The organism is Kribbella sp. NPDC054772 (assembly GCF_053611945.1).
Map to the genome: position 1 here is coordinate 42905 of NZ_JBSHBJ010000034.1, position 17804 is coordinate 60708.

The window sequence follows — 17804 nt, forward strand, 5'->3', positions numbered from 1 at the left end:
CCGATGCACCGCAAGGCCTTCCCGGTGCTGTACGTCACCGACGTCCCCCGGGCCATCGAGTTCTACACGCTGCTCGGCTACGAGTCGACGTACCAGTTCCCGCTCGAGGGCGACCCGCACTACGTCGGCCTCGAGCGCGGCGACTCGTCCCTCGGCCTCTCGGACGCCAGCTGGCCGGAGGCGCAACTCGGCATCACCGTCGGGACCGCGCCCCGCTTCGAGCTGTTCGTGTACGTCGACGACGTCGAGGCGGAGGTGGAACGCTTCCGCGCGGCCGGCCACCCGGTCCTGCAGGAGCCGGCCACGATGCCGTGGGGCGAGCGCCAGGCGTACCTCGCCGACCCGGAAGGCAACCCGGTGGCGCTCGCGACTCCGGTCTAAGTCCCGGGCTTCTGCAGCAGGTAGTCCTCGGCGCGCATCGACGTCGGGGGCCGTACATCGGCCGGGATCAGCTCGCGCAGGTCCCGCTCGGTGAGCTTGTCGGGGTCGCTCGCGGACAGCCGGGTGGCCTGGTTGGAGACGGCCTCCTCGAGCACGTTCCGGATGAAACGACCGTTACCGAAGCTGTGGCCACGGGGCGCGGGCGGGATCACGGTGCGGACCTTGTCCAGCACTTCCTCGCCGTAGATCATGCCCTTCTGCCGCGCCTGCAGCTCGAAGATCGCGACCAGCTGGTCGGTGTCGTACTCGCTGAACGACAGCAGCTTCGGGAACCGGGACTGCAGACCGGTGTTCGACTCCATGAACCGCTGCATCTCGCGGTGGTACCCGGCGACGATCACGATGCAGTCGTTGCGGTGGTCCTCCATCATCTTCAGGATCGTCGCGACCGCTTCGAGGCCGTAGTCGCCGGGCGTGTTCTCCGGCGTCAGGCTGTACGCCTCGTCGATGAACAGCACGCCGCCGAGCGCTTCGCGGAACTTGCCCGCGGTCATCGGTGCCGTCGAGCCCAGCCCGGCACCGACCAGGTCGGAGCGGTCGACCTCGACCACGTGGCCCTTCTCCAGGACGCCGAGCTGGTGGTAGATCCGGCTGAGCAGCCGGGCGATCGTGGTCTTCGCCGTACCGGGCTTGCCGACGAACACCATGTGCCGGGCCCGCTCATGACTGGGCAGGCCGAGCTCGGTGCGGCGAAGGTTGGTCTTCACCTCGGCGACCATCTTGCGGACGGCGTCCTTGACCGACTCCAGGCCGATCAGCGAGTCGAGCTCGGCCAGCGGGTTGTCGCTGAAGTCGAGCACATCCGGCAGCGGCTCGTCGTCCGCACCGCCGCCGGCCCTCGAGGCCTCGTCGTTCTTGACGCCCTGCCAGGCGGCCGACAACGACGCCTCCTGGTTGGCCGCGGCCGCGGTCTCGAGGCTGTTCCAGCGTTCCCGGTCGAGCATCCGGAACAGCGTGGTGAGGTCCGGGACCTCCGCGTCCGGCCACGGCCCCTTCGAGAGCACGCCCGACAGGTGTACGCCGACCCGCGCGGCGGACGCGCCCCACGAGCGGGCGAGCACCGACTGCCCGTTGCGGATCGCGCGCGCCATCCACTGGTTGACGTGACCGTGCCAGGTCTGCAGCTTGAAGGTCGTGTGGATGTCCTCCATCGCCTTGTGGACGTCGATGGTGGCTTCGCCGAGGACGTTCGCGACCGACTGCGGGATGCCGCGCAGGCCGGACGCCAGGATCAGCTCTGCCATCACCTGGGCGAAGTCACCGGCGTACTCGTCCGGGCTCACCATCAGCAGGCGGGCGTGCGTGTCGCGGACCGAGTTCAGCGAGTAGCGCAGGGCGGCGCTCGGGCCGGCCAACTCCGGGAGTACGGCGCGTTCGCGGTCCTTGAGGGCCTCGGTGCGCCAGTACTTGACGATCTCGTCGTACTCGCCGGTGATGTGCAGTTCGGTGGTGTTCTTGTCGGCCAGCACCCGGTCGAAGGCGGCGGTCAGCGCCTGCGAGCGGGCCGCCATCGGGGGCGCGTCGGCGAACAGCGCCACCGCGTCGCGGGACAGCTTCAGGGCCTGCCGGCGTCCGTGCTCACGGAAACCACGGGCCCCGGCGATCGCCTGCAGGTGCCAGTCCGTCGGGGCCGTGTAGATCACGTGACCGTTGCCGCCGAGGCGCGCGGGCGGCCGGTAGAACTCCCGGGTCAGCTCGGTCGACAGGTCGGCGTACTCACCGTGCAGGACCGGGATCCACCCGGTCAGCAGCGGGGCCACCTGGTGGGTGAACCAGACCGCCGCCGGGGTGCCCTTGACGAAGTTCGGGAAGGCTTCGGCCCGCAGCGGTTTGAGCGCCTCGGGATCCTCGGACCACGCGCGGAGCTGACCCCGCGCCCGGGCCGCCCACTCGGCGGGCACCTCCCACGGCTCCTCCGCCGCCAGCACATCCAGAACCCGCGGTGCACGGATGTCGTCAGCCACCAATTTCCTTCCCCAGGGGAGCCACCAGCCGACCCAGTCTAGGGCCCCACCGGCCGACTCACGCCCAGGTCAGGTGCGGGTGCGGGTGCGGCCCAGCGAGCCGATCAGGCGGGGGTGAGGGTGAGGCTGATGCTGTTGATGCAGTAACGAAGGTCCGTGGGCGTGCCGTAGCCTTCGCCCTCGAAGACGTGCCCGAGGTGCGAGCCGCAGTTGGCGCACCGGACCTCGACCCGCTTCATGCCGAGCGTGGAGTCCTCGATGTACTGGACCCGGTCCTCGGCGAGCGGGGCGAAGAACGACGGCCAGCCGCAGTGCGAGTCGAACTTCGTCTCGCTGCGGAACAACTCCGCGTCACAGGCTCGGCACTTGTAGACCCCGACCGTCTTGGTGTCGGTGTACTCACCGACGAACGGCCGCTCGGTCCCGGCCTGGCGCAGCACCTGGAACTCGGCGGGGGAGAGCTGCGCCTTCCACTCCGCGTCGGACTTCTGGACGGCGTACTGCTTGGTGGAATCTGTCACGCTTCCGATTATCGCGGCCCGGACAAGCAAAAACCCGCCCGGGCCGACGACGTAAGCGTGGCGTTAGCGGACCCAGGACGGCAGCGGGATCAGTTTCACCACCTGCGGGTCGTGGTCGGAGATCTGGTCCGGGAACTCCGCGTTCATGTGGATGACGTCGTACGCCGAGGCCGGGCGCAGGTTCTGCGAGATCAGGATCTGGTCCAGGATCTGGCTGTTGCCCTCGAACACGTAGGAGTACCGCTCCTTCAGCGGCAGCGTCCGCGGCAGGTCGACCAGCGCGGTCTTGCCCGAGCCGACCAGGATGTCCGCGGTCTCCGACCAGTCGAAGTCGTTCAGGTCGCCCAGTACGACGACGTTCGCGCCCTTGTCCTTCGCCAGGATCTGGTCCACGAAGCCGCGCACCACAGCGGCCTGCTGGTGGCGCTTCGGCGCGCTCGACTGCACCGGCGGCTGGAACCGGCCCCACAGCGGGTCGTCGCCACCCTTCGAGCTGAAGTGGTTCACGACCACGAACACGGTCTGCCCGTGCCACTTGAACTCGCCCGCGAGCGGCACCCGGGTCGCGGCCCAGGCCGGGTTCGCGGGGTCGATCCGGCCCGGCGACGAGCTCAGGTGCGGCCGGCCGGCGCGGTCGGTGACGATGGTGGTCGCGGCCGTCGGGCTGCCGCCCGGGGTGTCGACGAACTTCACCGGCTTGTCGGCCCGGTACAGGAACGCCACCCGGATGTTGCCACCCGGCTCACCGCCCTCGGCGTTGTTGACCGGGTCGATCTGCTTCCAGGTGTACTGCGGCCCGCCCGCCTTCACGATCGCGGCCGCGAGCATGCTCAGCGTCTTGTCCGCTGCCGTCGTACCGGAGTTGACCGCACCGTCGTTGTCCTGCACCTCTTCGAGACCGAGGATGTCCGGCGAGGCGAGGTTGTGCACGACCGCCTGCGCGAGGCCGTCGAACTTGGCGTCACCGTCGGACGGGTCGAGGTTCTCCACGTTGAACGTCGCAACCGACAGCTGCACCGGCGACGAGGCCTTGGTGGTCTCCCGCTTCACCCCACCGTCGACCACGGTCGGCGTCGTGGTCGGCAGGAACTTGAAGTTCCCGAACGAGTAGTCCAGGACACCGGTGACGGTGCCGGCCAGCTTGTCGCCGGTCTTCGCGTCCGGGATCGGCGTCAGGACGTCGTCCAGCAGCACCCGCTCCGGGTTGCTGTCGGTCTTCTGCAGCAGGATGCCGCCGCGCACGGTCCGCACACTCGAGCCCGCCGGTACGACGGACAGCTCGCGGAACGAGCTCGTCGGGCCGGTGACCTCGGGCTGGTTGATGCCCAGCCACATCCCCTCGAGCGACTCCCAGAAGTCCAGGCCGTCGCTGTCCGGGTCGAAGGCGGTCGCGGTCTTCTCCACGTCACCGGCGGCGTCGTCCTCGATCACGGTCGACGGCGGTACCCGTCCGCCCGGACCCACGATCGTCGCTGCCGGTACGGCGGCGGTCCCGGTGACCGTGATCTTCGCGTTGGTCAGCTCGGTGGTGGTCAGGTTCGTCGTACCGCCGGAGCCGCCCGGGCGGAACTCGGCGACCGATCCTTCGGCCGTCACCGCGTCGCCGACGGACACTGTCGGCGCGGTGCTGGTGAAGACGAACAGGCCCTCGCTGGTCGCCGGGTTGTCGTCCGGCTGCGGGTCCTGGAACCAGAACCCGTTGCTGCTCTTCGCGGTCACCACTCCGGTGACGCCGGTGACCTGCTTGCCCTCCAGCGGCGACCGGTGCGCGGCGCCCTGGATGTCGTGGATCTTCGCGTCGACGGGCGGTTCGGCCGGACCACCGGTCAGCGTGCCCGGCGACGGGTTGCCCGCGGCGAAGTCGGCGCCGTTGTTGTCGGTGTCCTTGGCCGGGTCGGTCCGCGCGGCCGAGGTGGTGTTCGACAGGCCCGGCGCGGGCGCGGTCTCGGAGTCGTTCGCGGTGCCGTAGCCGACGTAGTCCTTGACGGCCGGGTCGGCGTGGCAGGTCGCTCCACAGGCGAGTGCGGTCTGGTTCGTGACCAGCGCGATCTTGCCGGCGGTCGCCGACATCGGGATCGTCCCGGTGGCGTTCGGCGTCGGCATCGGCTGACCGTTGGCGCCACCACCCTCCTGGACGAGGTACGCCGTACCCGGGGCGATGCTGCCAGTCAGTTTGGTGACCTGCCAGGAGCTACCGCTCGCCGAGGCGTACTGGATCGACCAGCCGCTCACGTCGATCGGGGCCGAGCTGTTGTTGGTCAGCTCGACGAAATCGTTGGTGTACGGGGCGCCGCTGTTCCCGCCACCGCCGTACACCTCGGTGACGACCACATCGGTCGAAGCGGCCTGCGCGGGCGCGGCGGCGATCGCCACCGCCAGCCCGGAGGCGAGAAGACTCGTCGAGATCACTACGGCGCCCAGGCGGCGCCGCGGTTGGTTCAGGGCAGACATGGCCCGGATTCTCACACCGGCAAGGGGCCGTTCCAAGGGCCAACACATGAACAGCCGGTGTGCGTGCGAAAGGCACGGGTGATCATTCGCGCGGCGGCAGCTCGATGAGGTGGTACACCTCGACAGGCTCGGCCTTGCCCTTCAGCGCGAGCAGCCCGAGCGACTCGGTGCGCGCCGTCGGCAACTGTGCCTTGGTCGCCGGACCGATCGCCACGCCGCCGCCGGGTGCCTTGCCCTCGATCCGGGACGCGACATTCACCGTGTCGCCGATGACCGTGTGGGTGCGTCCGCCCTCCGTGCCGAGCAGGCTCACCGAAGCGATGCCGGAGTTGATCCCGACCCGGAACCGCGGCCAGTTCGGATGCGCGGCCCGCACGGTGGCCGCCGCCTCCTGCAGCGCCAGCCCGGCCGCGGCCGCCCGGACCGCGTGGTCCGGCTGGTCCCCGCGCTTGTTGAACGTGACCATCAGCGCGTCCCCGATGATCCGGTCCACGTCGCCGCCGTGCCGCCGGACCACCGGCGGGACGACGACCTCGAAGTACGTGTTGAGCATCGTGGTGACCTCGGCCGGGTCGTGATTCTCGGAGAACGTCGTGAAGCCCTCCAGGTCCGCGAACAGCACGCTCAGCTCGCGCCGTCCGGAGACCGTGTCCTCCTGGTACAGGTCCGCGAACCGCTCCTCGTACCACTGGATCCGCACCCCGGCGACGACCAGCACGAACGCGAGCAACAGCAGCGCGTGCCACTCCCACCAGGACAGCGCCCAGTTCCGGGCGAACGCCAGCGCGATCATCGCCTCGCCGAGCAGCACGAACGCCGCGACCATCGACAGCAGCATCAGCGACGGCCGGTCCCACCACGTCCGCAGGTAGCGGCCCGCGGTCACGCCGTACAGGAGGACGGCCGGTACGGCGAGCGTCGCGAGGATGCCGTCGGCAACTTCCGGGACGGACGTGGCGTGCAGCGGCGGCAACCGCAGTACCGATGCCGCCGCCCACAAGGCCATCAGGACGAGCAGTCCCGCGCGCAGCCTTCGGCCCCACTTGACGCCGGAGATCGACAGACTCGAGAGGAACGCGAACACCGACCCGAGTGCGACACCCACCGGTGTCGCAAGTGTGAAGCCGGCGTTGGGTGTGTCGAGCAGGACCTTCGGTGTCGCGAGTGCGTGCAACCCCAGGAACCCGGCCGCGGACAGGAACGTGAGCGATACGAACAACACGCGCGCATCACCACGACGCAGCGCCGCAGCGCCGGTCGCGTAGGCCAGCACGGCAGCCAGCGCGGCGGTGAGCAGCACCAGCCAGAAATGCGTCGGATGGTGTTCCCAGTGCACGTCGAGCTGGGATCTTCCGAGCAGTAGACCGAGGCCGACGATCGGGACGAGGAGGACCAGCGAGGTCAGGCCGACCATGGCCGGTGTGTAGGCGAAGCCCCGATCAGCCATCCGCCGAGACCTTGAGATGGGCGTGGATCTGTGACACCACCACAGACCCTTCACCCACGGCCGAGGCCACCCGCTTCACCGAACCCGACCGGACGTCCCCGATGGCGAAGACCCCGGGCAACGTCGTCTCGTAGGGCTGCGGTGGCCGGCCCGCGTCCCACGACGGATTCACGCCGGCGTCCGCACCGGTGAGCACGAACCCGCGCTGGTCGCGCGCCACCTGATCCGGCAGCCAGTCGGTCCCCGGCACCGCACCGATCATCACGAACAGCCCGTCGATCGGGATCGACTCCTCGGCGCCCGTCCGGCGGTCCCGCAGCGTCACGTGCTGCAGCCGCCCGTCGTCACTGCCACCGTCGACGACCTCGCTGGACGCCCGCACGGTCACGTTCTCCGCCGCGTCGATGGCGTCGATCAGGTACTGCGACATACTCGCCGTCAGGTCTTCGCCGCGGATCACCAGCAGCACGTGCCGGCAGTACTTGGCCAGGTGGATCACCGCCTGTCCGGCCGAGTTCCCGCCGCCGACCACGCACGCGTCCCGGCCCGTCAACCCGTGGGCCTCCGACACGCTCGCGCCGTAGTACACGCCGTTCCCGACCAGCGCCTCCAGCGCCGGTACTTCGAGACGCCGGTACGACACGCCCATCGCCAGGACCACGGCCCGCGCGGTCACCTCGCCCACGTCACCGATCACCGCGCGGAACTCACCGTCCTGCTGCTCCAGCTTCTCGATCGTGCGCATCAGCACGAAATGCGCTCCGAACACCCAGGCCTGCTGATATCCGCGCTGCGCCAGCTCGGACCCGCGGATACCGCGCGAGAACCCCAGGTAGTTACGAATCAGCGAACTCGTCCCGGCCTGCCCGCCGATCGACTCTCGCTCCACGACGAGCGTTCGCAACCCCTCGGACGACGCGTACACGGCTGCCGCCAGCCCGCCCGGACCGGCGCCGATCACCAGCATGTCGAACGCACTGTCCTCGGACTCCAAGGTCGTTGGTACGCCCCACGCCTCGGCGATCTCCGCATCGGTCGGGTCGTGCAGGACCGGCCCGCCGATCGCCGGCATCCAGACCAGCACCCCAGGACCGGGGTCCGGCTCGCCGATGAACTCCAGCGCGTCGGTCGCGAGACTCGAGCCACTCGGCCGGAACGCGCTCGGGATCCCGTTGCGGGCCAGCAGGCTGCGGATCGCCTGACCGCGCACCGAGTTCTCCGCGGCGATCACGACCACTTCCCGCAGGTTCGCGACCTCGTACCGCGACCACTCCTGGATGAACTCGGCGACGGTCCGGTGGAACAACTCGTCGCGGACGGTCCACGGCTTGAGCACGTAGTAGTTGATGTCGCCTACCGACATCGCGGACAGGATCGCCGACGCCGTCGTCCGGTCGGCCCAGGCACCCCACTCGATCAGCAGCGCGCGGCGCGCGTCCGGGTGCGCGGTCCGGGCGGTCGCCAGGACCCGGGCCCGGTCGTCGTCGGCGAGCGCCTGGTCGACGAGCACCACCGCGACCCGCTGTTCCCAGCCGTGTGCTTGCTGTAGGCAAGTGATCGCGGCGTCGGCGGTGAGCTCTCCGCGGACCCTGAAATCCACGCCGAAGGCTCGGTCGAGCTCGGTCTCGCAGCGTTCCAGACGCTCCGGGTCGGCGTCGACGACCAGCAGCAACGGCCGGGCCGCACGCAGTTGCGGCCGTGCCTGGACAGCGCCTCCGGGTTCCCCACCCATGCTTGTGACGGTAGGTCCGCGCCACCGTGGTGGCAATGGCCAAAACGCTTGTTCGCCGGCCACGCCCACCCCAGAGGGACAGGACCGGCGAACCCTTCTAGAGCGTCAGTTCACGCTGACCGCGGACCAGGCCGCGGCGACCGCCGCCCGCTCGGCACTGCTCGCGCCGTACAGGTCGGTGGCCGCGCTCAGCGTCGCGGTCCGGGCCTGCGCGTACGTCGTACCGCTGGTCATGTACGTCGTCAGCGCGCGGAACCAGATCTTGCCGAGCTTGTCGTGGCCGATGCCGGTGAGCGTCGAGCCGTTGCAGGTCGGCGAGTTGTGCGGCAGACCGCCGATCGTCTTCGCGCCGGTGCCCTCGGCGAGCAGGTAGGCGAAGTGGTTCGCGATCGCGGACGAGTAGTGCACGTCCAGGTTGCCGACATCGGAGGAGTAGCAGTCCGGCGACGTACCGTCCCGGCTCGGCTTGTCCATGAAGCGCAGCGCCTGGCGGTCCTTCATGATCTTCTCGCCGATGTAGTAGTCACCGGGGTCGGAGGTGTTGTTCGCGTAGAACTCGACCATCGTGCCGAAGATGTCGCTGGTCGCCTCGTTCAGGCCACCGGACTCACCGGAGTACGTGAGGTTCGCGGTGTGCTCGGTGACGCCGTGGGACATTTCGTGGCCGGCCACGTCGAGCGAGACGAGCGGACCGGCAGCCACGTTGTCGCCGTCGCCGTACGTCATCTGCTTGCCATCCCAGAAGGCGTTCACGTAGTTCGAGCCGTAGTGGACGCGGCTCGGGACGCCCTTGCCGTCGCCGAAGATGCCGTTCCGGCCGTGCACGAACTTGTAGTAGTCGAACGTGGTCGCGGCGCCGTAGTGCGCGTCGACGGCCGCCGTCGCCCGGTCCGCGTTGCTGCCGGAACCCCAGTGGTTGTCGGCGTCGACGAACTTCGTCGGCGTCGGGCAGCCGAGCTGGAACAGCTGGCACAGGATCGAATCGGTCTTGTTGTTCGCGTCGGCGGTGAAGCCGTTCCCGCGGGTCGCGTCGGTCAGCGTGAAGCCGCCGGTCGCCGTGCTCGTCTGGAGCGGCACGGTGCCGGAGTACAGGCTCTTGCCGTCACCGGTCGCGGTCTCGATGTGCTGCTCACTGACCAGCTTCGCACCGGTCAGGGCGTCGATCGTGGTGGTGACGCGGCTCGGCGTACCGTCGACCTGGGTGCCGGCCGTGGTGACCAGGTAGGCCAGCCGGGGTGCACCCTTGCGAGCCTCGATCACCAGACTCGGCTTGCCCTTGGTCTTCAGGCCTTTGGTGAGCGCCTTGGACGTCGCGGTCGCGACGCTGACCTTCGGCGTACGGGCGACGTTCGCGCTCCGGCTCAGGGTCAGGCTGGCGCTCTTGAAGGCGCCGTCCTTGGCCTGGTGGACGACGACGTCGCCGCCGAGGACCTGGAGGCCGCCGATGGTGCGGTCCATCCGGACATGGCTGCTGCCGTCCTTGTCGACGATCACGTCCTTGACCACGAACGCGTCGGCCGTGGTGGCCCGCAGTGCGGTCAGGTTCTTGCTGACCGCTGCCTTGGCGTCGGCGACGGCCGCAGCGGGAGTGGGGACAGGTGACGCCGCCGGAGCACCGGTGGCAGTCGTGGCGCTGGTCAGTCCGAGGGCGGTGGTGGTCGCCACTGCAGTCGCAGCGGCGAACAGGGCGGATCTGTTCATCCTCGCGCTCCTTGTCAGGTGTCCCGGGGGCCTCACGCCCCAGGAACGAGGTGCTGGAACGTTACCGCTCGGTCACGTGGCGTGGCCAGGGGTCGAGAAAACTTGCCTTTCCGCCCTGTGGCCGACGGAATTGGTCGGTCCGGGGCGATACCGTCACGGGATGGCGAAGAGCACGGCGGTGGTCGTCACCGCGGGGGACCGGGAGGTCCGGGTCTCCAGCCCCGAGCGGATCGTGTACGAGGCGACCGACTGGGCTCCGGAGGTCACGAAGCTTCAGGTGTGCGAGTACTTCATCGCGGTGCGGTCGGCGTTCATGCACGCCTCCGGCGACCGCCCGGTCGCGCTGGAGCGCTGGCCCGGCGGATGGCGCGAGGGGATGACGCTGTCGGTGGACGCGGTCGGCCGCCAGACGGGTGACGGGTTCTACTCGAAACGGCTGCCGAAGGGCGCGCCGGACTGGCTCGAGACCTGCCGCGTGCTGACGCCGAACAACCGGCCGATCGACGAGCTGTGCCTGACCGAGATCGCGTCCGTGGTCTGGGCGGCCCAGATGGGCACGCTGACGTTCCACCCGTGGGCGGTGCGGAAGGGCGATCTCGACCGTCCGGACGAGCTGCGCATCGACCTCGATCCACAGCCCGGCGCGACCTTCGCGGATGCCCGGCGGGTGGCCGGCGTCGCTCGGGAACTGCTCGAAGAGCTGGGGCTGCGCGGATACCCGAAGACGAGCGGCAACCGGGGGATCCACATCTACGTGCGGATCCGGCCGGAGTGGTCCTTCGACGAGGTCCGGCACGCCGCGATCGGCCTGGGGCGGGAGCTCGAGCGGCGCGACGACGGCGTCACCACGGCCTGGTGGAAGGAGGAGCGCGGCGACGCGTCCATCTTCCTGGACTTCAACCAGAACCTGCGTGACCGGACGGTCGCCGGCGCCTGGTCGCTGCGGCCGCGACCGGGAGCCCCGGTGAGTACTCCGCTGACCTGGGAGCGGCTGGCCGAGGTCGACGATCCGCGGGCGTTCAACCTGCACACGGTTCCGGAGTACCTCGCCGACGGCGACCCGTGGGCGGACATGGACGAGACGTCGTACTCGCTCGACGTGTTGCTGCGGCTGTGGGAGGACCTGCCCGGCGGCGAGCTGAACTTCCCGCCGGACTATCCGAAGATGCCGGGGGAGCCGCCGCGCGTGCAACCGAGCAAGAAGGTTGCCGAGCACTGGGACGAACAGGGCAACAGGATCCCGGACTGACACTTCGTGAGCCTGTCTCGTCGGGTGGGGTGTCAACACGTTCACTCGCTAGGAGAGACACCCTTATGGACGCTCGTCTGAACCTGTTCACCAACCCGGTGATCGGCAAGTTCATCAAGCACCTCAACGCGGGGGCGCGGGTCGCGCTGGACGCCGGTGTTCCGCTCAGCACCATCGAGCTGATCGACCTGCGGGTCAGCCAGATCAACGGCTGCGCGGTCTGCGTGGACATGCATTCGAAGGATCTCGCACACCACGGCGAGAGTGCGGTCCGCATCAACCTCGTCGGGACCTGGCGCGAGGCGACCGTCTACACCGACGCCGAACGCGCCGCGCTGGCGCTCGCCGAAGCCGGCACCCGGATCGCCGACGCCGCCGGGGGCGTCCCCGACGACGTGTGGCTGAACGTCACCAAGTACTACGACGACGACCAGGCGGCCGCCCTGGTCATCGCGATCGCCGGCATCAACACCTGGAACCGCATCAACATCATCACCCAGCAGCCGGCCGGCGATTACGTACCGGGCCAGTGGGGGTGAGTGCGGATCTGCAGGCCATCACAATCGCCGGTGAAGCGCCGCGCTAAGCGTGACTCTCGCGGGGAGAACCGGATTGTGATGGCCTGGCGGTCCGCCGCTCACGGTCAGATGGTTCGGAGTGCGCCGCCGTCGATCGGGATGATCGTGCCGGTCAGGTAGGAGGCGGCGGGGGAGAGGACGAAGGCGGCGACCCGCCCGAACTCGTCGGGGTCACCGTAGCGGCGCAGCGGGATGGTCTTCTCGGAGGCCCGCCGGGCCGCGTCCGGGTCGCCGCCCTTGCCGTCGAGCTCCTTCAGGCGGTCGGTGGCGATCCGGCCCGGCATCAGGCCGTTCACCCGGATGCCGTTCGGGCCGAGCTCGTCGGCGAGCGTCTTCGCGACCATCGCCAGGCCGGGGCGGAGACCGTTCGAGATCGCCAGCCCGTTGATCGGGGACTTCACCGACGACGACAGCACGAAGGCGATCGACGTACCCTCCGCGCCGGTCCGCGCGACGGCGCGCGCGATCCGCAGCCCGCCGAGGAACACGCTGTCGAAGGCCGCCCGCCAGTCCTCCTCGTCGGTGTCCAGCGCGGTGCCGGGCCGGGGACCGCCGACGCTGATCAGGGCGCCGTGCAGCTCGCCCCACTTCGCGACCGCGGTCGCCGCCAGCCGTTCCGCGCTGTCCGGCTCGGCGTTGTCGACCGGGATCCCGACGACGTTCGGCCCGAGCTCGGCGGCGGCCCGCGCGATCGACTCCTCGTTGCGGCTGGAGATGACCAGCCGCGCGCCTTCGGCGGCAAGGGCCTTCGCGGTGGCGAAGCCGAGTCCGGCGCTGGCGCCGGTGACGATGTAGGTGCGATCGCGCAGTCCGAGGTCCACGTCACCATCCTGCCGCACCGCACCCCGGAGCGCACCTCGACAGTTCGTGGCCGACGGCAAGAACCCGCGCCGGCGGCGTCGATTCCCAGGCGGGGCGATTCCTAGTACGCCGAGCGCCGTAATGGTGACTCGGCGGTGGTCAGGTGCCACGCGGTGTTCACCAGACCGAGGTGCGAGAACGCCTGCGGGAAGTTCCCGAGCATCCGGCCCGTGGTCACGTCGTACTCCTCCGCGAGCAGTCCGACGTCGTTGCGGAGGGCAACGAGCTTGTCGTACAGGTCCCGGGCCTCGCCGACCCGCCCGGTCATCGCCAGCGCGTCGGCCAGCCAGAACGAGCAGATCAGGAACGTCCCCTCGCCATCGGTCAGCCCGTCGTCGGTGTGGTCGGCCAGATACCGGCGGACCAGCCCGTCCGCCGCCAGCTCCCGCTGGACCGCGTCCACGGTCCCGACCACTCGCGGATCGTCGGCCGGCAGGAACCCGACCTGCGGGATCAGCAATACGGCGGCATCGAGCGCCTTGCTCCCGTACGCCTGGGTGAACGTGTTCCGCTCCGCGTCGTACGCCTGCTCGAGGACCGCTCGATGGATCTCGTCCGCCCGCGCGCGCCACTGTTTCGCGGGCCCGCGCAGCCCGAACCGCTCGACCGCCCGTGCAGCCCGGTCGAACGCCACCCACGCCATCACCTTCGAGTAGGTGAAGTGCTGCCGCCCGCCGCGGACCTCCCAGATCCCTTCGTCGGGCTGGTCCCACACCTCGTCGAGGTGCCGCATCAGAGCGTGCTGCACCTCCCACGCCTCGTCGGTCGCCCCGATCTGGGCCTCCCGGGCGAGCGCGAGGACGTCCATCACCTCGCCGTACACGTCGATCTGCAGCTGCTCCGCGGCCGCGTTCCCGACTCGCACCGGTGCCGAGTCCGCGAACCCCGGCAGCCAGGGGGCCTCGAACTCGGGGAGCCGGCGTTCACCGGTCACGCCGTACATGATCTGCAGGTCCTCCGGCGAGCCCGCGATCGCGCGCAGCAGCCAGTCCCGCCAGGCGTGCGCCTCGTCGCTGTACCCGCAGCGCAGCATCGCGGAGAGCGTCATCGTTGCGTCGCGCAACCAGCAGTACCGGTAGTCCCAGTTCCGCCCGCCACCGAGCATCTCCGGCAGCGATGTGGTCGGCGCCGCGACGATGCCGCCCGAGGGCGCATAGGTGAGCGCCTTCAGCGTCAGCACCGAGCGGGTGACCTCCTCGCCGACGGTGATCGAGCTGGTGCTGCGCGCGACCCATTCCGTCCAGAACGACTCGGTCGGCTCCAGCGACCCGAGCGCGTCCGTCGGCTCCGGCACCGGGTGGTGCGACGGATGCCAGGTCAGCACGAACCAGGCCCGGTCGCCCTCCGAGACCCGAAAGTCCGAGTACGTCGTGAGATCGCGCCCGTACTGGTGGACGTCGGACCGCAACGACACCGCGTCCGGACCCGCGATCGCGTCCACCTGACCATCAGAGCGCCGTACCCACGGGACCACGTGACCGTAGTCGAACCGCAGCTTCAGCTCGGAGCGCAGATCCACGGACCCGCTGACACCCTCGACGATCCGTACGACGTCCGGTGCGGCATCCCGTGGTGGCATGAAGTCGATCACCCGGACCGTTCCGCCGGGCGTCGTCCACTCGGTCTCCAGGACCATCGTGTTGCCTCGGTACCGGCGGTTGCTGACCGCGTCCGCGGCCCGGGGTGCGATCCGCCAGTGCCCGTTGTCGTCGCTGCCGAGCAGCGCCGCGAAGCAGGCCGGCGAGTCGAAGCGCGGGAAGCACAGCCAGTCGATCGATCCCTGCTTCGACACCAGTGCGGCGGTCTGCAGGTCACCGATCAGCGCATAGTCCTCAATCCGGCGTTCCGGCGTGGGCCTGCGGCCGGTCGGCGGCTTCTGGTTCCTGCTTCGCGGACTTGCCAACGCGCGCCTCCTGTCGGGAGAAGTAGACGAGCCCACCGATGGCCAGCAGGGCGAAGAAGAACCACTGCAGGGCGTAGAAGAAGTGTGGACCATCGTCGATCTCCGGCCCCGGGAAGCCGCTGAACGCGGCGTCGTTGGCCGGCTCCTGCTTGTCGACGGTCAGGTACCCGTCGTACAGGTTCAGCCCGAGGACCTTCGCGAAGTCGGGCCCGTTGATGAGTCGCGCCGTACCGTCGTCCGGGGTGCCGCCGTTGGTGTGGCCGCCGCGTTCGCTGCGCTGCAGGCGGCCGGTGACCGTGACCTCACCCGTCGGTACGGCGGGAACGTGCGTCGGCATCAGCTCGGAACTCTGCCGCGCCAGGAACCCGCGGTCGACCAGGACCGCCTTCCCGTCGGCGAGGATCAGCGGCGTGACGATCTCGAACCCGGGTTTGTCCTGGACGTTGCGGTACTTGAGGATCACCTGCTTCGAGGCGTCGTACCGGCCTTTGACGACCGCCGTGCGCCAGGCGTGCTGGTCACCGACGACGCCCTGCGGCCCGACGATCTGGTCGATCGGCGCGGGCGCGGCGGCCAGGTTGGACCTGGTGACCTCGTTCCGCGCTTTGCGCTCGTCGAGGCGGTGGAACTGCCAGCGACCGAGCTGCACGCACACGGCGGCGAGCAGGAGGACTCCCAGCGCGGCGGCTACCCAGCGGACATTCATCAAGCGGACCACGTCTCGAACTTAAGCCATACCCTGAAATGCCCGACGCGCGGCACGTACGCTGAGGGGATGACGGCGATCGAGGAAGTCACGGCGACGGGGCTGGCGGACCGCTACGGCCGGGTCGCCACGGACCTCCGCGTCTCGCTCACCGACCGCTGCAATCTGCGCTGCACGTACTGCATGCCGGAGGAGGGCCTCGACTGGCTCGCCAAGCCCGAGCTGCTCACCGACGACGAGGTGGTCCGCCTGGTCTCGGTGGCCGTGACCCACCTCGGTGTGAACGAGATCCGCTTCACCGGCGGCGAACCGCTGCTGCGCCGCGGTCTGGTCGGCATCGTCGCCCGTACGACGGCCCTCGCGCCCCGCCCGGAGGTGTCGCTGACCACCAACGGGATCGGACTCTCCCGGCAGGCCGGGGCCCTGAAGGAGGCCGGCCTGGATCGGGTGAATGTGAGCCTCGACACGGTCGACCAGGAGACCTTCCAGCGGCTCACCCGCCGGGACCGGTTGAAGGACGTGATCGCCGGTCTCGAGGCCGCCCACGACGCCGGTCTCACGCCGGTCAAGGTGAACGCGGTCCTCATGCGCGGCGTGAACGACGAGCAAGCGCCGCAATTGCTGGAGTTCTGCCTCGAGCGCGGGTACGAACTGCGGATCATCGAGCAGATGCCGCTGGACGCGCAACACGGCTGGGACCGGTCGACGATGGTCACCGCCGACGAGATCCTCGACAAACTCGGCGCCCGGTTCGCGCTCACCCCGGACGACGCGTCGAAACGCGGGAGCGCCCCGGCCGAGTCGTTCCTGATCGACGGCGGTCCGCAGACGGTCGGCATCATCGCGTCGGTCACCCGGCCGTTCTGCGGTGACTGCGACCGGGTCCGGCTGACCGCCGACGGCCAGATCCGGGACTGCCTGTTCGCGCGCACCGAGTCCGACCTGCGGAGCGCGCTGCGGGACGGGGCCGACGACGCCGAACTGGCCGACCGCTGGCGGCGCGCGATGCGGAACAAACTGCCGGGTCACGGCATCAACGACCCGAGCTTCCTGCAACCGGCGCGGCCGATGTCAGCGATCGGCGGCTGAGGCCGAACAGGTCGCGAAACCTGTCGCGAAACCTGTCGCGATAGCTGTAGTGATACCGGTTGCGATACCGGCCCAATCCGGAAATGTACTTTTTCGGTGTCGCGCATTCACCCCGTGAATGGTTCGACCTCGCGCAGGAATGACCGCCGGCCGAGGAAGTCGGACAAGCTCTCCTTGTGTTCGTCGCAGGCGAGCCAGGTCTTCCGCCGGTCCGGGGTGTGGATCTTCGGGTTGTTCCACAGCAGGGACCAGGTGGCGGCGTTGCCGCAGCCGTTGGCCGAGCAGACGGCCGGTGAGGCGTGTTCAGTCATCCATTCCTCTGCATTCCTGATGCCTCAAGTAATCAAAAGCCCGGACAAAATGAAGCGACGTCGGACAGCCACGGGGGGAGCCGTCCGACGCCGCATCAAGTCTCTGAATTCCACTCGTGAACTTCAGAGCACGCGGGAGATTCTGACACGGATCAGCACAAGTTTTCCAGTCCCGGCCCAGATCACTTTTCGGTGTCGGTCCGAAGGTCGTCACGGGGCTCCTGACGAGCCTCTTCCTCGGCAGGTACGACGACCGTCGGACGCTCCCCGATCGCGGGCCGCGCGGGCGCCACATAGGGGTCCGCGGCGGGCTCCGTCGTCGACCGATGGGCGTTCGCCAGCACCACCGCGAAGTACGGCAGGGCGATCGCGCCGACGACGAACAGCCAGCGCCACGGCGACGGGGTCAGGACCGCGAGGACGAAGCACACGATCCGGATCGACATCATCCACGCGTAGCGCACGATCCGGCTGTCCAGGTCCTCGGACCGCCCCGGCTGCGCGCTCGTCACCGAAACGACGTGCTCGCCACTCCGCTCATGGCGTCTTGACATCTATCCTCCTCAGCAAGAACAACGGTACGCCGCGTCGTCCGCCCGCGCGCAGCTGGATGGAGAGGAACGTCGCAATGACCGATCGCACCTACCGCGTCACCGAGATCGTCGGCACCTCGAAAGAGGGCGTGAACCAGGCCATCACCAACGGCCTCGCCCGGGCCGGCGAGACCCTGCGGCACCTCGACTGGTTCGAGGTCACCGAGATCCGCGGCCACCTCGTCGACAACGAGATCGACCACTACCAGGTGGGTATGAAGGTGGGCTTCCGCCTCGAAGACTCCTGACTCCGAACC

At 69.4% G+C, this 17804-nt stretch carries 16 protein-coding genes; 5 read left to right on the plus strand and 11 right to left on the minus strand.

The window, feature by feature from the left end:
- Positions 1 to 3: 3 nt before the first annotated feature.
- Entirely contained in the window at positions 4 to 381 is a 378-nt protein-coding gene (locus ACWGID_RS34490) for a VOC family protein (RefSeq protein WP_452203529.1), read from the plus strand.
- Here ACWGID_RS34490 and ACWGID_RS34495 read toward each other — a convergent pair.
- The 6 genes from ACWGID_RS34495 to ACWGID_RS34520 form a co-directional block, all read right to left on the minus strand.
- Entirely contained in the window at positions 378 to 2405 is a 2028-nt protein-coding gene (locus ACWGID_RS34495; RefSeq protein ID WP_452203530.1) for an AAA family ATPase, read from the minus strand. The two genes, ACWGID_RS34490 and ACWGID_RS34495, sit on opposite strands and share 4 nt — an antisense overlap.
- Before the next feature lie 104 nt (positions 2406 to 2509).
- Positions 2510 to 2926 (minus strand): peptide-methionine (R)-S-oxide reductase MsrB, encoded by a 417-nt coding sequence (msrB, locus tag ACWGID_RS34500; RefSeq protein ID WP_452203531.1) that lies wholly within the window; start codon positions 2924 to 2926, stop codon positions 2510 to 2512.
- 63 nt (positions 2927 to 2989) lie between these two features.
- The gene (locus tag ACWGID_RS34505; protein WP_452203532.1) at positions 2990 to 5377 is read right to left on the minus strand and encodes a lamin tail domain-containing protein; all 2388 of its coding nucleotides are present in this window, start codon (positions 5375 to 5377) and stop codon (positions 2990 to 2992) included.
- A gap of 82 nt (positions 5378 to 5459) precedes the next feature.
- Positions 5460 to 6824: an adenylate/guanylate cyclase domain-containing protein gene (locus tag ACWGID_RS34510; RefSeq protein WP_452203533.1), complete on the minus strand. Its 1365-nt coding sequence runs from the start codon at positions 6822 to 6824 to the stop codon at positions 5460 to 5462.
- Positions 6817 to 8556, minus strand: a complete 1740-nt coding sequence (locus ACWGID_RS34515) for an FAD-dependent oxidoreductase (RefSeq protein WP_452203534.1) — start codon at positions 8554 to 8556, stop codon at positions 6817 to 6819. Before ACWGID_RS34515 ends, ACWGID_RS34510 begins: the two co-directional genes overlap by 8 nt.
- A gap of 105 nt (positions 8557 to 8661) precedes the next feature.
- Complete coding sequence (locus ACWGID_RS34520; protein WP_452203535.1) at positions 8662 to 10257, minus strand: M4 family metallopeptidase; 1596 nt, start codon at positions 10255 to 10257, stop codon at positions 8662 to 8664.
- A gap of 160 nt (positions 10258 to 10417) precedes the next feature.
- On the opposite strand from ACWGID_RS34520, the gene ACWGID_RS34525 reads away from it, so the two are divergent.
- Both ACWGID_RS34525 and ACWGID_RS34530 read left to right on the plus strand, forming a co-directional pair.
- Positions 10418 to 11506 (plus strand): DNA polymerase domain-containing protein, encoded by a 1089-nt coding sequence (locus ACWGID_RS34525; RefSeq protein WP_452203536.1) that lies wholly within the window; start codon positions 10418 to 10420, stop codon positions 11504 to 11506.
- A 65-nt stretch (positions 11507 to 11571) separates the two neighbouring features.
- Positions 11572 to 12045: a carboxymuconolactone decarboxylase family protein gene (locus tag ACWGID_RS34530; RefSeq protein WP_452203537.1), complete on the plus strand. Its 474-nt coding sequence runs from the start codon at positions 11572 to 11574 to the stop codon at positions 12043 to 12045.
- Between the two features lie 104 nt (positions 12046 to 12149).
- Here ACWGID_RS34530 and ACWGID_RS34535 read toward each other — a convergent pair whose 3' ends face one another.
- The 3 genes from ACWGID_RS34535 to ACWGID_RS34545 all read right to left on the minus strand — a co-directional run bounded on the left by ACWGID_RS34535 (position 12150) and on the right by ACWGID_RS34545 (position 15566).
- Positions 12150 to 12905, minus strand: coding sequence for an SDR family oxidoreductase (locus ACWGID_RS34535; RefSeq protein ID WP_452203538.1), 756 nt, complete (start codon positions 12903 to 12905; stop codon positions 12150 to 12152).
- Between the two features lie 101 nt (positions 12906 to 13006).
- On the minus strand, positions 13007 to 14848 hold the full coding sequence (locus ACWGID_RS34540) for a glycoside hydrolase family 15 protein (RefSeq protein WP_452203539.1): 1842 nt from the start codon (positions 14846 to 14848) through the stop codon (positions 13007 to 13009).
- The gene (locus tag ACWGID_RS34545; protein ID WP_452203540.1) at positions 14778 to 15566 is read right to left on the minus strand and encodes an SURF1 family cytochrome oxidase biogenesis protein; all 789 of its coding nucleotides are present in this window, start codon (positions 15564 to 15566) and stop codon (positions 14778 to 14780) included. The genes ACWGID_RS34540 and ACWGID_RS34545 overlap by 71 nt, the downstream gene beginning before the upstream one ends.
- A 57-nt stretch (positions 15567 to 15623) precedes the next feature.
- Here ACWGID_RS34545 and moaA point away from each other — a divergent pair, with 57 nt between their 5' ends.
- Positions 15624 to 16643, plus strand: a complete 1020-nt coding sequence (moaA, locus tag ACWGID_RS34550; RefSeq protein WP_452203541.1) for a GTP 3',8-cyclase MoaA — start codon at positions 15624 to 15626, stop codon at positions 16641 to 16643.
- Between the two features lie 107 nt (positions 16644 to 16750).
- Here moaA and ACWGID_RS34555 read toward each other — a convergent pair whose 3' ends face one another.
- Both ACWGID_RS34555 and ACWGID_RS34560 read right to left on the minus strand, forming a co-directional pair.
- Positions 16751 to 16954, minus strand: coding sequence for a hypothetical protein (locus ACWGID_RS34555; RefSeq protein ID WP_452203542.1), 204 nt, complete (start codon positions 16952 to 16954; stop codon positions 16751 to 16753).
- A 182-nt stretch (positions 16955 to 17136) separates the two neighbouring features.
- A complete protein-coding gene (locus ACWGID_RS34560) occupies positions 17137 to 17508 on the minus strand; it encodes a DUF3099 domain-containing protein (protein ID WP_452203543.1) in 372 nt (123 codons plus the stop codon).
- Between the two features lie 74 nt (positions 17509 to 17582).
- Here ACWGID_RS34560 and ACWGID_RS34565 point away from each other — a divergent pair, with 74 nt between their 5' ends.
- A complete protein-coding gene (locus ACWGID_RS34565) occupies positions 17583 to 17795 on the plus strand; it encodes a dodecin (RefSeq protein WP_452203544.1) in 213 nt (70 codons plus the stop codon).
- Positions 17796 to 17804: the final 9 nt, after the last annotated feature.

What these genes read in the sequence shown, in the direction of transcription:
- ACWGID_RS34490 (WP_452203529.1), top strand. Translation starts at nt 4, where the DNA reads ATGCACCGCAAGGCCTTCCCGGTGCTGTACGTCACCGACGTCCCCCGG.
- ACWGID_RS34505 (WP_452203532.1), bottom strand. Translation starts at nt 5,377, where the DNA reads ATGTCTGCCCTGAACCAACCGCGGCGCCGCCTGGGCGCCGTAGTGATC.
- ACWGID_RS34510 (WP_452203533.1), bottom strand. Translation starts at nt 6,824, where the DNA reads ATGGCTGATCGGGGCTTCGCCTACACACCGGCCATGGTCGGCCTGACC.
- ACWGID_RS34515 (WP_452203534.1), bottom strand. Translation starts at nt 8,556, where the DNA reads ATGGGTGGGGAACCCGGAGGCGCTGTCCAGGCACGGCCGCAACTGCGT.
- ACWGID_RS34520 (WP_452203535.1), bottom strand. Translation starts at nt 10,257, where the DNA reads ATGAACAGATCCGCCCTGTTCGCCGCTGCGACTGCAGTGGCGACCACC.
- ACWGID_RS34525 (WP_452203536.1), top strand. Translation starts at nt 10,418, where the DNA reads ATGGCGAAGAGCACGGCGGTGGTCGTCACCGCGGGGGACCGGGAGGTC.
- ACWGID_RS34530 (WP_452203537.1), top strand. Translation starts at nt 11,572, where the DNA reads ATGGACGCTCGTCTGAACCTGTTCACCAACCCGGTGATCGGCAAGTTC.
- moaA (WP_452203541.1), top strand. Translation starts at nt 15,624, where the DNA reads ATGACGGCGATCGAGGAAGTCACGGCGACGGGGCTGGCGGACCGCTAC.
- ACWGID_RS34555 (WP_452203542.1), bottom strand. Translation starts at nt 16,954, where the DNA reads ATGACTGAACACGCCTCACCGGCCGTCTGCTCGGCCAACGGCTGCGGC.
- ACWGID_RS34560 (WP_452203543.1), bottom strand. Translation starts at nt 17,508, where the DNA reads ATGTCAAGACGCCATGAGCGGAGTGGCGAGCACGTCGTTTCGGTGACG.
- ACWGID_RS34565 (WP_452203544.1), top strand. Translation starts at nt 17,583, where the DNA reads ATGACCGATCGCACCTACCGCGTCACCGAGATCGTCGGCACCTCGAAA.